This is a genomic window from Enterobacter sp. 6722112 (assembly GCF_058661685.1).
In genome coordinates this window covers 523,010-537,941 of sequence record NZ_JBZWGR010000007.1, presented here as the reverse complement: position 1 = coordinate 537,941, position 14,932 = coordinate 523,010, and the positions used below count along the sequence as shown (strand labels likewise).

9 protein-coding genes are annotated in these 14,932 nt (G+C 57.2%); 7 read left to right on the top strand and 2 right to left on the bottom strand.

Features of this window, described 5'->3' with window-relative positions; all coding sequences use genetic code 11:
- Positions 1 to 63: 63 nt before the first annotated feature.
- Positions 64 to 909 carry an arabinose operon transcriptional regulator AraC gene (gene araC / locus AC4OVU_RS04140; RefSeq protein ID WP_003856402.1) on the bottom strand — a complete coding sequence of 282 codons (846 nt, stop codon included), beginning with the start codon at positions 907 to 909 and terminating at the stop codon, positions 64 to 66.
- A gap of 337 nt (positions 910 to 1,246) precedes the next feature.
- Between araC and araB the strand changes: the two genes are divergently transcribed.
- From araB to rluA, 6 genes are all read left to right on the top strand, one after another.
- Positions 1,247 to 2,956: a ribulokinase gene (araB, locus tag AC4OVU_RS04135; RefSeq protein ID WP_047731000.1), complete on the top strand. Its 1,710-nt coding sequence runs from the start codon at positions 1,247 to 1,249 to the stop codon at positions 2,954 to 2,956.
- Between the two features lie 10 nt (positions 2,957 to 2,966).
- Entirely contained in the window at positions 2,967 to 4,469 is a 1,503-nt protein-coding gene (gene araA, locus AC4OVU_RS04130) for an L-arabinose isomerase (RefSeq protein WP_015572656.1), read from the top strand.
- An 86-nt stretch (positions 4,470 to 4,555) separates the two neighbouring features.
- Positions 4,556 to 5,251 carry an L-ribulose-5-phosphate 4-epimerase gene (araD, locus tag AC4OVU_RS04125; protein WP_015572655.1) on the top strand — a complete coding sequence of 232 codons (696 nt, stop codon included), beginning with the start codon at positions 4,556 to 4,558 and terminating at the stop codon, positions 5,249 to 5,251.
- Between the two features lie 156 nt (positions 5,252 to 5,407).
- Entirely contained in the window at positions 5,408 to 7,765 is a 2,358-nt protein-coding gene (gene polB / locus AC4OVU_RS04120) for a DNA polymerase II (protein WP_110292500.1), read from the top strand.
- Positions 7,766 to 7,892: 127 nt separating this feature from the next.
- Entirely contained in the window at positions 7,893 to 10,799 is a 2,907-nt protein-coding gene (gene rapA, locus AC4OVU_RS04115) for an RNA polymerase-associated protein RapA (protein ID WP_015572654.1), read from the top strand.
- Positions 10,800 to 10,811: 12 nt separating this feature from the next.
- Positions 10,812 to 11,471: a bifunctional tRNA pseudouridine(32) synthase/23S rRNA pseudouridine(746) synthase RluA gene (gene rluA / locus AC4OVU_RS04110; protein ID WP_110292499.1), complete on the top strand. Its 660-nt coding sequence runs from the start codon at positions 10,812 to 10,814 to the stop codon at positions 11,469 to 11,471.
- 31 nt (positions 11,472 to 11,502) lie between these two features.
- Here the strand turns inward: rluA and djlA are convergent, their stop codons facing one another.
- A complete protein-coding gene (djlA, locus tag AC4OVU_RS04105; RefSeq protein ID WP_015572652.1) occupies positions 11,503 to 12,318 on the bottom strand; it encodes a co-chaperone DjlA in 816 nt (271 codons plus the stop codon).
- A 239-nt stretch (positions 12,319 to 12,557) separates the two neighbouring features.
- On the opposite strand from djlA, the gene lptD reads away from it, so the two are divergent.
- On the top strand, positions 12,558 to 14,909 hold the full coding sequence (gene lptD / locus AC4OVU_RS04100) for an LPS assembly protein LptD (RefSeq protein WP_491928625.1): 2,352 nt from the start codon (positions 12,558 to 12,560) through the stop codon (positions 14,907 to 14,909).
- Positions 14,910 to 14,932: the final 23 nt, after the last annotated feature.

Below are 14,932 nucleotides of genomic sequence, written 5' to 3'. Positions count from 1 at the left end.
CAAGGCATCAATTGTCTGAATAGTTTACAAGATGCGCCTGAAGTTCACCTGAATGTTTACCGATTATTCACATCCCGCACGGAATTCGCTCGGGCTGGCACCGGTGCACTTCTTAAACACGCGAGAGAAATAGAGCTGATCTTCAAAGCCGACGTTACGCCCGACGGTGGCGATAGGCATTCGGGTGGTGCTGAGCAGCAGTTTCGCCTGGCTGATGCGCTGATCCTCACGCCAGCTGAGTACACTCACGCCAAGCTGCTGGCGGAACAGATGAGAGAGCCGTGACGGCGACAGACACACATGCTGGGCGACGCTGGCAATATCAAACTGGCTGTCGGCAAGGTGGTCGCTGATGTACTGGCAGGCGTCGCGGACGCGGTTGTCCAGCGGCGGATTAAGCGACTCGTTGATGGCCTCCATGCGGCGCAGCAGCACCTGTTCAAGCAGGTTGATGGCCAGCAGTTCGGCGTAGCGCCCGCCCGCCTGCCCTGCCTCAATAATCTGTGCGAACAGCTCACGGAACTGCGCCAGATGCGCCTCATCCGGGCGATATAAACCGGTATGGGCGAAAATGGCCGGCCACGAGAGCCACTCCTGCCAGTAGGCGCGCGGACGGAAATAGACCCACTGGTGATACCACTCTTTGGCATCCGGATGGCGCCCGTAGTGGTGGATCTCCCCCGGCGGGAACAGCAGCATATCACCGGGGCGGCAGATAAACTGCTGATCCCCGTTTTTGACGACCCCTTCTCCGCGTACGGTCAGGTTCAGGATATATCCCTTCATGCCAAGAGGGCGATCGACGTAAAAATCGAGATATCCCTCGGCCTCAATTGGCGTCAGCCCCGCCACCAGATGGGCGTTAAATGAGTAGCCCGGCAGTAAGGGATCGTTTTGCGGTTCGGCCATAGATTCAGTTCTCCCAAGGGTCCTGAAGGAAACCAATTGTCCATATCGATAAAAGCAGTATAAAAATGGCCCGCGAAAAGATCCAAAAAGCATCACGCCTCTTTTACGTCCGCCATGTTTCAGCCTTCCCCCCTGATTTGTCCGCCAGTACGGGCAGATAAGCAGTAACAAAAGTGTCTATAAGTGCGGCAGAAATGTCCACATAGAATATTTGCACGGCGTCACACTTTGCGTGGCTACAGCAATTTAGTCCATAAGATTAGCGGATCCTGCCTGACGATTTTTGTCCCCAGTCTCTAATGTTCTTCCATACCTGTTTTTTGGATGGAGCAACACCATGGCAATTGCAATTGGCCTCGATTTTGGCAGCGACTCAGTTCGCGCGCTGGCAGTGGACTGTACGACTGGCCAGGAGATAGCAACCAGCGTTGAGTGGTATCCGCGCTGGCAAGAGGGGCGCTACTGCGATGCGCCGAACAACCAGTTCCGCCACCACCCGCATGATTACATTGAATCAATGGAAGCGGCGATCAAAACCGTGCTGGCGGAGTTGACGGACGCCCAGCGGGCCGATGTCGTGGGGATTGGCGTCGACAGCACCGGCTCAACGCCTGCCCCTGTCGATGCCGAAGGCCGCGTACTGGCGCTGCGACCGGAGTTTGCCGACAACCCGAACGCCATGTTTGTGCTGTGGAAAGACCATACCGCCGTGGAAGAGGCGGAAGCCATCACCCGCTTATGCCATCAGCCGGGCAAAACTGACTACTCCCGCTACATCGGCGGGATTTACTCCAGCGAGTGGTTCTGGGCCAAGATCCTGCACGTTACCCGCGCGGACGCGTCGGTCGCACAGGCAGCGGCATCATGGATTGAGCTATGCGACTGGGTTCCCGCCCTGCTCTCCGGCACCACTCGCCCGCAGGATATCCGCCGCGGCCGTTGCAGCGCCGGGCATAAATCGCTGTGGCATGAAAGCTGGGGGGGGCTGCCTCCGGCAGCGTTCTTCGATGAACTCGATCCGATCATCAACAAAAACCTGACATACCCGCTGTTTACCGACACCTTCACCGCCGATATTCCGGTCGGCACGCTCTGCGAAGAGTGGGCGAAACGCCTCGGTCTGCCGCAAAACGTGACCATTTCCGGCGGCGCGTTCGACTGCCATATGGGTGCCGTGGGCGCGGGTGCGCAGCCCAACACGTTGGTGAAAGTTATCGGCACCTCCACCTGTGACATTCTGACGGCAGATAAAGCCAGCGTCGGCGACCGCGCGGTGAAAGGCATCTGCGGTCAGGTTGACGGCAGCGTGGTACCCGATTTTATCGGCCTCGAAGCGGGTCAGTCCGCCTTCGGCGATATCTACGCCTGGTTTGGCCGTGTGCTCGGCTGGCCGCTGGATCAGCTGGCAGCCGCGCATCCTGAACTGAAAACACAGATTACCGCGAGCAAAAAACAGCTCCTGCCGCAGCTCACCGAAGCCTGGGCAAAAAATCCGTCTCTCGACCACCTGCCGGTGGTGCTGGACTGGTTCAACGGGCGTCGTACGCCGTTTGCCAACCAGCGTCTGAAAGGGGTGATTACCGATCTCAACCTCGCGACCGACGCGCCCGCGCTGTTTGGCGGCCTGATCGCCGCCACCGCATTCGGCGCGCGCGCCATTATGGAGTGCTTCACCGGGCAGGGCATTGACGTAAACAACGTGATGGCGCTGGGGGGCATCGCCCGTAAAAACCCGGTGATTATGCAGGCCTGCTGCGACGTGCTGAACCGGCCGCTGCAAATTGTGGCCTCCGATCAGTGCTGTGCGCTGGGCGCCGCGATTTTCGCTGCCGTGGCCGCAGGCGTCCATGCGGATATCCCGACCGCGCAACAGCATATGGCGAGCGCCGTCGAAAGTACGCTCCAGCCGCAGACTCAGCAGGCACAACGCTTTGAACAGCTTTATCAGCGCTACCAGCAATGGGCAAAAAGCGCCGAACTTCACTATCTCCCTGTCGCCGCCCCGGCCAAAAGCACCGCGGACACTACGGCAACCCTGACACATTAAGGACACGATAATGACCATTTTTAATAATTATGAAGTGTGGTTTGTGATTGGCAGCCAGCATTTGTACGGACCGGAAGCGTTGCAGCAGGTGACGAAACACGCGGAGCACGTTGTGAATGCGCTGAACGCGGAAGCCAAACTGCCGTGCAAACTGGTGCTGAAGCCGCTGGGTACCACCCCGGACGAAATCACCAACATTTGCCGCGATGCCAATTACGATGACAAATGCGCTGGCCTGGTGGTGTGGCTGCACACCTTCTCGCCAGCCAAAATGTGGATCAACGGCCTGGCTATCCTCAACAAACCGCTGCTGCAATTCCACACGCAGTTCAACGCCTCCCTGCCGTGGGACAGCATCGACATGGACTTCATGAACCTGAACCAGACCGCGCACGGCGGCCGCGAGTTCGGCTTCATCGGCGCGCGCATGCGTCAACAGCATGCCGTGGTGACCGGGCACTGGCAGGACGGTCAGGCACAAAAACGTATTGGCTCCTGGATGCGTCAGGCGGTATCTAAGCAGGATACCCGCCACCTGAAAGTGGTGCGTTTCGGCGACAACATGCGCGAAGTGGCGGTCACCGACGGTGATAAAGTGGCCGCGCAGATTAAATTTGGCTTCTCCGTCAACACCTGGGCGGTGGGCGACCTGGTGCAGGTGGTGAATGACATCAGCGATGGCGACGTTAACGCGCTGGTGGACGAGTACGAAAGCAGCTATCGCCTGACGCCTGCGGCACAGGTCAACGGTGACAAGCGCCAGAACGTGCTGGATGCCGCACGTATTGAGCTGGGCATGAAGCGTTTTCTGGAACAGGGCGGCTTCCATGCCTTCACCACCACCTTTGAAGATCTCCACGGCCTAAAACAGCTCCCGGGTCTGGCGGTACAACGTCTGATGCAGCAGGGCTACGGCTTTGCGGGCGAAGGCGACTGGAAAACTGCCGCTCTGCTTCGCATCATGAAGGTGATGTCGACCGGTCTACAGGGCGGCACCTCTTTTATGGAGGACTACACCTACCACTTCGAGAACGGCAACGATCTGGTGCTCGGCTCGCACATGCTGGAAGTGTGTCCATCCATCGCGGTTGAAGAGAAACCGATCCTCGACGTGCAGTACCTCGGCATTGGCGGCAAAGCGGATCCTGCCCGTCTGATCTTCAACACCCGTACCGGCCCGGCCATTAACGCCAGCCTGATCGACCTCGGCGATCGTTTCCGCCTGCTGGTGAACTGCGTCGATGCGGTTGAAACCCCGCATTCTCTGCCGAAACTGCCGGTCGCCAACGCTTTGTGGAAAGCACAGCCTGACCTGCCAACCGCCTCGGAAGCCTGGATCCTGGCCGGCGGCGCGCACCACACCGTATTCAGCCACGCGCTTGACCTGAACGATATGCGTCAGTTTGCCGAGCTGCACGACATCGAACTGACCGTGATTGATAACGACACCCGTCTGCCAGCCTTTAAAGACGCGCTGCGCTGGAACGAAGTCTATTACGGTTCAAAACGCTAAGTACGGAGTGCCCGGTGGCACTTCGTTTACCGGGCCTACGGTTCTGTAGGCCGGATAAGCGCAGCGCCAACCGGCAGGAGACGACAATGTTAGAAGATCTCAAACGTCAGGTACTCGAAGCCAACCTGGCGCTGCCAAAACATAACCTCGTAACCCTGACATGGGGCAACGTCAGCGCCGTTGACCGGGAAAAAGGGGTGTTCGTGATCAAGCCTTCCGGCGTGGATTACACGGTAATGACCGCAGAAGACATGGTGGTGGTCAGCATCGAAACGGGTGAAGTGGTTGAAGGCAATAAAAAGCCCTCCTCCGATACGCCCACTCATCGCCTGCTGTATCAGGCCTTCCCGACCATCGGCGGGATTGTGCATACCCATTCGCGTCACGCGACCATCTGGGCGCAGGCGGGCCAGCCTATTCCGGCCACCGGCACCACCCACGCGGACTACTTTTACGGCACCATTCCCTGCACGCGTCTGATGACCGATGCGGAGATCAACGGTGAGTACGAATGGGAAACGGGGAACGTGATTGTCGAAACCTTCGAAAAACAGGGAATCGACGCGGCGCAAATGCCCGGCGTGCTGGTGCACTCCCACGGCCCGTTTGCCTGGGGTAAAAACGCGGAGGACGCGGTGCACAACGCGATCGTGCTGGAGGAAGTCGCCTATATGGGGATCTTCTGCCGCCAGCTGGCACCGCAGCTGCCGGATATGCAGCAAACCCTGCTGGATAAGCATTACCTGCGTAAGCACGGTGCGAAAGCCTACTACGGGCAGTAAACCCTTGCCCGGTGACGCTGCGCTTACCGGGCCTGCGGAACCTGTAGGCCGGATAAGCGCAGCGCCATCCGGCGGAACGGGCACTGTATAAAACCCCAGCAAACACCCCTCAACCAGGCTATAATCAGGCCTGGTTTTGTTTTATGGGATAACGGCGTGACGCAGGCGCAAGAAGGCTTTTTACTGACCAGACACTGGCGGGATACCCCTCAGGGTACTGAGGTTGAATTCTGGCTGGCAACGGACAACGGCCCGCTAAACGTTACGCTCCCGCCGCAGGAGTCCGTGGCCTTTATTCCTGAAGCTCACGTCGAGAAAGTGAAACAACTGCTACGCGGCGAAAACAACTGGCGCCTTACGCCGCTTCAGCTGAAAGATTTCCACCGCCAGCCGGTTTACGGCCTTTATTGCCGCGCTCATCGCCAGTTAATGCGCTATGAAAAACTGCTCCGTGAAGCAGGCGTGACGCTTTACGAGGCCGACATTCGCCCGCCTGAACGCTTTCTGATGGAGCGGTTTATCACCGCCCCCGTCTGGGTAGATGGCACCGCGCAAAACGGCAGGATCGTTAACGCGCGCCTGAAGCCTAATCCGCACTATCGCCCGCCGCTAAAGTGGGTGTCGCTGGATATTGAAACCACCCGCCATGGCGAACTGTACTGCATTGGCCTGGAAGGCTGTGGGCAGCGGGTTGTCTATATGCTCGGGCCGCCGAACGGCGATGCGTCCGCGCTGGATTTTAATCTGGAGTACGTCAACAGCCGCCCGCAACTGCTGGAGAAGCTTAACCAGTGGTTTGCCGAGCACGATCCGGATGTTCTGATCGGCTGGAACGTAGTGCAGTTTGACCTGCGCGTGCTGCAAAAACATGCCGAGCGTTACCGTATCCCGCTGATTCTGGGGCGCGGCAACAGCGAGCTGGAGTGGCGTGAGCACGGTTTTAAGAACGGCGTATTCTTTGCACAGGCCAATGGTCGCCTGATTATCGACGGCATCGAGGCGCTGAAATCCGCCTTCTGGAACTTCTCTTCCTTCTCGCTGGAAGCGGTCGCCCAGGAACTGCTCGGCGAAGGTAAATCCATCGACAATCCCTGGGACCGAATGGACGAGATCGACCGGCGCTTTAACGAGGATAAACCGGCGCTCGCTACCTATAACCTGAAAGATTGCGAGCTGGTGACGCAGATCTTCCACAAAACCGAGATCATGCCGTTCCTGCTGGAACGCGCAACGGTGAACGGTCTCGCGGTCGACAGGCACGGCGGCTCGGTAGCGGCCTTCAGCCACCTCTATTTCCCGCGGATGCACCGGGCGGGCTATGTCGCCCCTAATCTCGGCGACGTGCCGCCGCAGGCCAGCCCCGGCGGTTACGTGATGGATTCACGGCCCGGACTGTATGACTCGGTGCTGGTGCTGGATTATAAAAGCCTGTACCCGTCAATTATCCGCACGTTTCTGATTGATCCGGTGGGGCTGGTGGAGGGGATGGCCCAGCCAGACGATGCGCACAGCACCGAAGGGTTTCTTGGAGCTCGCTTCTCGCGGAAAAAACACTGCCTGCCCGAAATTGTGGGAAACATCTGGCATGGCCGCGACGAGGCGAAACGCCACGGCAACAAGCCGCTCTCACAGGCGCTGAAAATCATTATGAACGCCTTTTACGGCGTGCTGGGTACCAGCGCCTGCCGCTTCTTTGATCCCCGGCTGGCGTCTTCCATCACCATGCGCGGGCACGACATTATGCGCCAGACCAAAGCGCTGATTGAATCCCGGGGCTATGACGTTATTTATGGCGATACCGACTCCACCTTTGTCTGGCTGAAAGCGGCCCATTCAGAAGACGACGCCGCGCGAATCGGCAAAGAACTGGTCGCCTACGTGAACGACTGGTGGCGCGAAAATTTGCAAAAAGAGCGGTTAACCAGCGCGTTAGAGCTGGAGTTTGAAACCCATTTTGCCCGCTTTTTAATGCCGACCATTCGCGGAACCGACCAGGGCAGCAAGAAGCGCTACGCCGGGCTGATTCAGGACGGTGACACGCAGCGGATGGTCTTTAAAGGGCTGGAGACGGTGCGCACCGACTGGACGCCACTGGCGCAGCAGTTCCAGCAGACGCTCTACCTGCGGGTGTTTCGCAACGAGCCGTATCAGGACTACGTGCGCGACACCATCGCCAGCCTGATGGCGGGTGAACTGGATGACCAGCTGGTGTATCGCAAGCGCCTGCGCCGCCCGCTGGCCGAATATCAACGTAACGTTCCTCCCCACGTACGCGCCGCGCGGCTGGCGGATGAAGAGAATGTTCGCCGGGGCCGTGCGCCGCAGTATCAGAACCGGGGTACGATCAAATACGTCTGGACAACTAACGGCCCGGAACCCGTTGATTACCAGCAGTCTCCGCTCGATTACGATCACTACCTGACCCGCCAGCTTCAGCCGGTTGCGGAGGGAATTTTACCGTTCATCAATGACGACTTTGCTACACTAGTGACAGGACAACTTGGGCTATTTTGACGCGTGACGAAACCGTTGCCATCCAGTACCATAGCGCCCTTTCCATTCCCGGACCCATTTTTCGATGACCGTCTTTTTTGACGGGGTCGAACTATTGCCTGCAATTAAAGATTAGAGCCGAACAACTATGCCTTTTACACTTGGTCAACGCTGGATCAGCGATACAGAAAGCGAACTTGGATTAGGAACCGTCGTTGCCGTCGATGCGCGCATGGTTACCCTCCTTTTCCCTGCTACCGGTGAAAACCGCCTGTACGCTCGCAATGACTCCCCTGTTACCCGCGTAATGTTCAATCCGGGCGACACCGTGACCAGCCACGAAGGCTGGCAGCTGAAGGTTGAAGACGTAAAAGAAGAGAATGGACTGCTCGCCTACATTGGAACGCGTCTTGATACCGACGAGACGAATGTTATCCTGCGTGAAGTGCTGCTCGACAGCAAACTGGTTTTCAGCAAGCCGCAGGACCGTCTGTTTGCCGGGCAAATCGACCGAATGGATCGCTTCTCCCTGCGCTACCGCGCGCGTAAGTTCCAGAGTGAACAGTACCGCATGCCGTGGAGCGGCCTGCGCGGCCAGCGTACCAGCCTTATTCCCCATCAGCTGAATATCGCCCATGACGTGGGCCGTCGCCATGCGCCTCGCGTGCTGCTGGCTGACGAAGTGGGCCTGGGTAAAACCATCGAAGCAGGCATGATCCTGCACCAGCAGCTGCTCTCTGGCGCTGCCGAGCGCGTGCTGATTGTGGTGCCGGAAACGCTGCAACACCAGTGGCTGGTCGAGATGCTGCGCCGCTTTAACCTGCGCTTCTCCCTGTTCGACGACGAGCGCTATGCCGAAGCCCAGCACGACGCGGACAACCCGTTTGAAACCGAACAGCTGGTGATCTGCTCCCTGGACTTCGTACGCCGCAGCAAGCAGCGCCTGGAGCACCTGTGCGACGCAGAATGGGATCTGATGGTCGTCGACGAAGCGCACCACCTCGTCTGGAGCGAAGATGCGCCAAGCCGTGAATACATGGCGATTGAGCAGCTTGCCGAGCGCGTACCGGGCGTTCTGCTTCTGACCGCCACCCCGGAGCAGCTGGGTCTTGAGAGCCACTTCGCCCGTCTGCGCCTGCTCGATCCGAACCGATTCCACGATTTTGAGCAGTTTGTTGAAGAGCAGAAAAACTACCGTCCGGTGGCGGACGCCGTTGCGCTGCTGCTGGCCGGTAATCGTCTCTCTAATGATGAACTTAACACCCTCAGCGATCTGATCGGCGAGCAGGATATTGAGCCGCTGCTTCAGGCCGCGAACAGCGACAGCGATAATGCGGGATCTGCGCGTAAAGAGCTGATCGACATGCTGATGGACCGTCACGGCACCAGCCGCGTGCTGTTCCGCAACACCCGTAACGGCGTGAAAGGCTTCCCGAAACGCGAGCTGCACACCATCAAACTGCCGCTGCCGACCCAGTACCAGACGGCGATTAAAGTCTCCGGCATTATGGGCACCCGTAAATCAGCGGAAGATCGCGCGCGCGATATGCTCTACCCGGAGCAAATTTATCAGGAATTTGAAGGCGACACTGGCACCTGGTGGAACTTCGATCCGCGCGTGGAGTGGTTAATGGGTTATCTGACCGCGCACCGTTCCCGGAAGGTGCTGGTGATCTGCGCCAAGGCAGCCACCGCCCTGCAACTTGAACAAGTGCTGCGCGAGCGCGAAGGTATTCGCGCCGCCGTGTTCCATGAAGGCATGTCTATTATCGAGCGCGACCGCGCTGCGGCGTGGTTTAGTGAAGAGGACAGCGGCGCGCAGGTTCTGCTGTGCTCCGAAATCGGTTCTGAAGGCCGTAACTTCCAGTTCGCCAGCAATCTTGTGATGTTCGATCTGCCGTTTAACCCGGATCTGCTGGAGCAGCGAATCGGCCGTCTGGATCGTATCGGTCAGGCGCACGATATTCAGATCCACGTTCCGTATCTGGAGAAAACCGCCCAGTCCGTTCTGGTTCGCTGGTACCACGAAGGCCTGGATGCGTTTGAACATACCTGCCCGACGGGCCGCACCATTTATGACCAGGTGCATAGCGATCTGATCGGTTACCTCGCGGCGCCGGAAAACACCGAGGGCTTTGATGAGCTGATCAAATCCTGTCGAGAGAAGCACGACGCGTTGAAAGCTCAGCTGGAGCAGGGTCGCGATCGCCTGCTGGAGATCCACTCCAACGGCGGTGAAAAAGCGCAGCAGCTGGCCGAAAGTATCGAAGAACAGGACGATGACACCAGCCTGATCAGCTTCTCCATGAACCTGTTCGACATCGTCGGCATTAACCAGGACGATCGCGGCGAGAACATGATCGTGCTGACCCCGTCCGATCATATGCTGGTGCCGGATTTCCCGGGCCTGCCGGAAGACGGCTGCACCATCACCTTTGAGCGTGATGTGGCGCTTTCCCGCGAAGATGCACAGTTCATCACCTGGGAGCACCCGCTGATCCGCAACGGTCTGGATCTGATCCTCTCCGGCGATACCGGCAGCAGCACCATCTCCCTGTTGAAGAACAAAGCCTTGCCTGTGGGCACGCTGCTGGTGGAGCTGATCTACGTTGTGGAAGCGCAGGCGCCGAAACAGCTTCAGCTTAACCGCTTCCTGCCGCCAACCCCGGTGCGTCTGCTGCTGGATAAAAACGGTACGAACCTGGCCGGCCAGGTGGAGTTTGAAAGCTTCAACCGTCAGCTGAGCGCGGTGAACCGCCATACCGGCAGTAAGCTGGTGAATGCGGTGCAGCAGGACGTGCATGCCATTCTGCAACTGGGTGAAGCCCAGGCCGAAAAAGCGGCCAGAGTGCTGATCGATGCGGCGCGTAGCGAAGCCGATGAGAAGCTTTCTGCCGAGCTGTCGCGTCTGGAAGCGTTGAAAGCAGTGAACCCTAACATTCGTGACGATGAGCTGGCCGCCATTGAGAGCAACCGCCAGCAGGTGCTGGAAAGCCTGAATCAGGCGGGATGGCGTCTCGACGCCCTGCGTCTTATCGTTGTGACGCATCAGTAAGCGGAGCGCAAGATGGTAATGGAGCCCTACAATCCCCCGATGGATCCGTGGCTGGTCATTCTGTATCAGGACGAGCATATTATGGTGGTTAACAAGCCGAGCGGCTTGTTATCCGTGCCGGGGCGTCTGGAAGAGCATAAAGACAGCGTGATGACGCGTATCCAGCGTGATTATCCCCAGGCCGAGTCTGTCCATCGTCTGGATATGGCGACCAGCGGCGTGATTGTGGTGGCTCTGAATAAAGTGGCAGAACGCGAGCTGAAGCGTCAGTTCCGCGAGCGCGAGCCGAAGAAACAGTATGTCGCGCGCGTCTGGGGCCATCCGGCGCAGGCGGAAGGGCTGGTGGATTTACCGCTGATTTGCGACTGGCCGAACCGGCCAAAGCAGAAGGTGTGTTACGAAACCGGCAAGGCCGCGCAAACCGAGTATGAAGTGCTGGAGTACGCGCCGGATAACACCGCGCGCGTCCTGCTGAAGCCGATTACCGGGCGCTCCCACCAGCTGCGTGTGCATATGCTTGCGATGGGTCACCCCATTCTGGGGGACAGATTCTATGCGCCGCCGGAAGCGCTGGCGTTAGCGCCGCGCCTGCAACTGCATGCGCAGACGCTCACCATCACCCACCCTGCTTTCGGCAACGCCATGACGTTCAAAGCCCCGGTGGACTTCTGAAAAAATGGCCCGACTGTGTCGGGCCATTTTTTTATTTAAAACCTTTCTGCTCTTTAATCAGCTCGTAGGCTTTCTGGATTTCCTGCGCTTTTTGTTTCGCCATTTCCATCATCTCTGGCGGCAGGCCTTTCGCCACCAGCTTATCCGGATGGTGCTCGCTCATCAGCTTACGATAGGCGCGTTTGATGGTCGTGACATCGTCAGACGGCTTCACGCCGAGGACGTTACAGGCATCTTCAAGCGTAGGGCCACGCTGCGCCTGCTGCCAGCCGCCGCCGGACGATTGCTGCTGATAACCGCCGCCAAAGTGCGCGCCGCCCTGCATCATGCGCAGGAACTGATCGAACTGCATGCGGGAAATGCCCAGCTCTTCAGCAATCACATACAGGACGTCCCGTTCATTCGGATGCAGAGAGCCATCCGCGAAGGCGGCCTGGATTTGAATTTCCAGAAACATCCGAATTAAATCAAAACGCCCGAAACAGATGCTACGGAACTGCCGCATTTTTTCACGCAGCGGGTAGTGATCTGATTTACCAATCCGAAACGCATTCTGCGCCGCGATGCGGGATTCGCCGTGCAGATTCATGCGATCCATAAAGACGCTGGCCACCTGAATATCGGCTTCCGTTACGCGTCCTTTTGATTTGGTTAAGTGCCCCATCACCTCGAAGGTGGTGGAGAAAAAGAGTGACTGGCGCTCGCGCTGGTTGGCAAACCAGGCCATTTTGCGGCTGCGTGCTTTATCAAACATATGGCCGATAATGAGGCCAAGAACGACGCCCCAGAATCCGGCACCCATAATAATTGCGAACGCAACGCCGATTATTTTACCCCAATACTGCATATACTCCCCGAATGGTCATGTTCCTGGCCGACGCAACGCCATCATTACAGTGGTCGCGCCACGGTCAATTGAGGGACATCGCCTATAATTTGCATTATCATACTCGTCATTCGATAGCGAGCCTAACACTCTGGCGCGCAAACGGGCAGGATTAACGCTGGTACTGCGCTGATGAGTAAGATAGTCTCTGAGCGTTTGTAAGCCGTAGCCACTGATGACGGAACAATAAAATACAACGTATGAAAAAACGTATCCCCACCCTTCTGGCCACAATGATTGGCACCGCCCTGTATAGCCAACAGGGGCTCGCAGCCGATCTCGCCTCGCAGTGTATGCTTGGCGTCCCAAGTTACAATCGCCCACTGGTGAAAGGCGATACGAATGACTTACCCGTCACCATTAATGCCGACAGCGCAAAAGGTAATTATCCTGACAATGCGACCTTTACGGGCAATGTCGATATTAACCAGGGAAACAGTCGCCTGCTTGCTGACGAAGTGCAATTGCACCAGAAGCAACCGGAAGGTGCTCAGGCGCCTGTCCGTACGGTGGATGCGCTGGGTAATGTGCACTATGACGACAATCAGGTCATCCTGAAAGGTCCGAAAGCCTGGTCGAATCTGAATACCAAAGACACCAACGTCTGGGAAGGTGATTACCAGATGGTCGGTCGTCAGGGGCGCGGTACCGCGGACCTGATGAAGCAGCGCGGCGAAAACCGCTACACCATTCTCGAAAACGGCACGTTTACCTCCTGTTTGCCAGGGTCAAATACCTGGAGCGTTGTGGGCAGTGAAGTGATCCACGACCGTGAAGAACAGGTTGCAGAGATCTGGAACGCCCGTTTTAAACTCGGCCCGGTGCCCATTTTCTATAGCCCTTACCTGCAACTGCCTGTGGGTGACAAACGTCGTTCAGGTTTCCTGATCCCGAACGCCAAGTACAGCACGTCGAACTACTTTGAGTTCTACCTGCCGTACTACTGGAACATTGCGCCCAACATGGACGCCACGATCACGCCGCACTATATCCATAAGCGCGGTAACATCATGTGGGAGAACGAATTCCGCTATCTGACCAAGGCGGGCGCGGGTCTGATGGAATTTGATTATCTGCCATCAGATAAGGTGTTCCAGGACGAGCATCCGAGCGAAGGTGATAAGCACCGCTGGATGTACTACTGGAAGCACGCCGGGGTATTGGATCAGGTGTGGCGTTTCAACATCGACTACACCAAAGTCAGCGATCCGTATTACTTCAACGACTTTGATTCTAAATACGGCTCCAGTACCGACGGTTACGCCACGCAGAAATTCAGCGTGGGCTACGCCATTGAGAACTTTGACGCGACGGTGTCGACCAAACAGTTCCAGGTATTTGATACACAATCGCGTAGTACCTATGGTGCCGAGCCGCAGCTGGACGTGAACTGGTACCAGAACGATGTGGGTCCTTTCGACACGCGCGTTTATGCTCAGGCGGTCCATTTCGTCAACACCAACTCGGATATGCCGGAATCAACGCGTCTGCATATCGAGCCGACGATCAATCTGCCGTGGTCAAACGACTGGGCGAGCCTGAATACCGAAGCTAAGCTGATGGCCACCCACTACCAGCAGAAAAATCTGGACTGGTATAACAAACGCTATGGCACCGATCTTGAAGAGTCGGTAAACCGTACGCTTCCGCAATTCAAAATGGACGGGAAGCTGATCTTCGAACGTGATATGGGCCTTCTCGCCGATGGATACACCCAGACGCTTGAGCCGCGTATGCAGTATCTGTACGTGCCTTATCGCGATCAGAGCAAAATTCAAAACTACGACTCTTCCTTCCTGCAATCAGACTACAGCGGCCTGTTCCGTGACCGTACCTACGGCGGGCTTGACCGTATTGCGTCTGCTAACCAGTTAACGACTGGCGTCACAACGCGCGTATATGATGATGCTGCCGTTGAACGTTTTAACGTTTCTGTTGGTCAAATCTACTATTTCACCGAGTCTCGTACCGGTGATGACGACATTAACTGGGAGAAAGACAACAAAACGGGCTCACTGGTATGGGCGGGCGACACCTACTGGCGCATGACGGATCGTTGGGGTCTGCGCGGTGGTGTTCAGTACGATACACGACTGGACAATATCGCGACGGGCAGCGCAGCCATCGAATACCGTCGTGATGAAGACCGCATGTTGCAGTTGACGTACCGTTACGCCAACCCGGAGTATATCCAGGCGACGCTGCCAAACTATGCGAATACAGACCAATACAAAGACGGTATTTCACAGGTGGGTACCGCCGCGAGCTGGCCGATCGCCGATCGTTGGTCAGTCGTCGGGGCCTACTACTATGACACGAATGCCCAAAAACCTGCTGACCAGATGCTGGGTCTGCAATACAACTCCTGCTGTTACGCAATACGTGTCGGTTACGAACGCAAACTTAACGGCTGGGATACGCAAAACAGTCAGGGCAAATATGATAACGTGATCGGCTTTAATATCGAGTTGCGCGGCCTGAGTTCTAACTACGGTCTGGGCACGCAGCAGATGCTGCGCTCGAACATTCTGCCGTATCGTAGTTCATTGTAATGTGCTTGATTTACAACGTAATC

What these genes read in the sequence shown, in the direction of transcription:
- araC (WP_003856402.1), bottom strand. Translation starts at nt 909, where the DNA reads ATGGCCGAACCGCAAAACGATCCCTTACTGCCGGGCTACTCATTTAAC.
- araB (WP_047731000.1), top strand. Translation starts at nt 1,247, where the DNA reads ATGGCAATTGCAATTGGCCTCGATTTTGGCAGCGACTCAGTTCGCGCG.
- araA (WP_015572656.1), top strand. Translation starts at nt 2,967, where the DNA reads ATGACCATTTTTAATAATTATGAAGTGTGGTTTGTGATTGGCAGCCAG.
- araD (WP_015572655.1), top strand. Translation starts at nt 4,556, where the DNA reads ATGTTAGAAGATCTCAAACGTCAGGTACTCGAAGCCAACCTGGCGCTG.
- rapA (WP_015572654.1), top strand. Translation starts at nt 7,893, where the DNA reads ATGCCTTTTACACTTGGTCAACGCTGGATCAGCGATACAGAAAGCGAA.
- rluA (WP_110292499.1), top strand. Translation starts at nt 10,812, where the DNA reads ATGGTAATGGAGCCCTACAATCCCCCGATGGATCCGTGGCTGGTCATT.
- djlA (WP_015572652.1), bottom strand. Translation starts at nt 12,318, where the DNA reads ATGCAGTATTGGGGTAAAATAATCGGCGTTGCGTTCGCAATTATTATG.
- lptD (WP_491928625.1), top strand. Translation starts at nt 12,558, where the DNA reads ATGAAAAAACGTATCCCCACCCTTCTGGCCACAATGATTGGCACCGCC.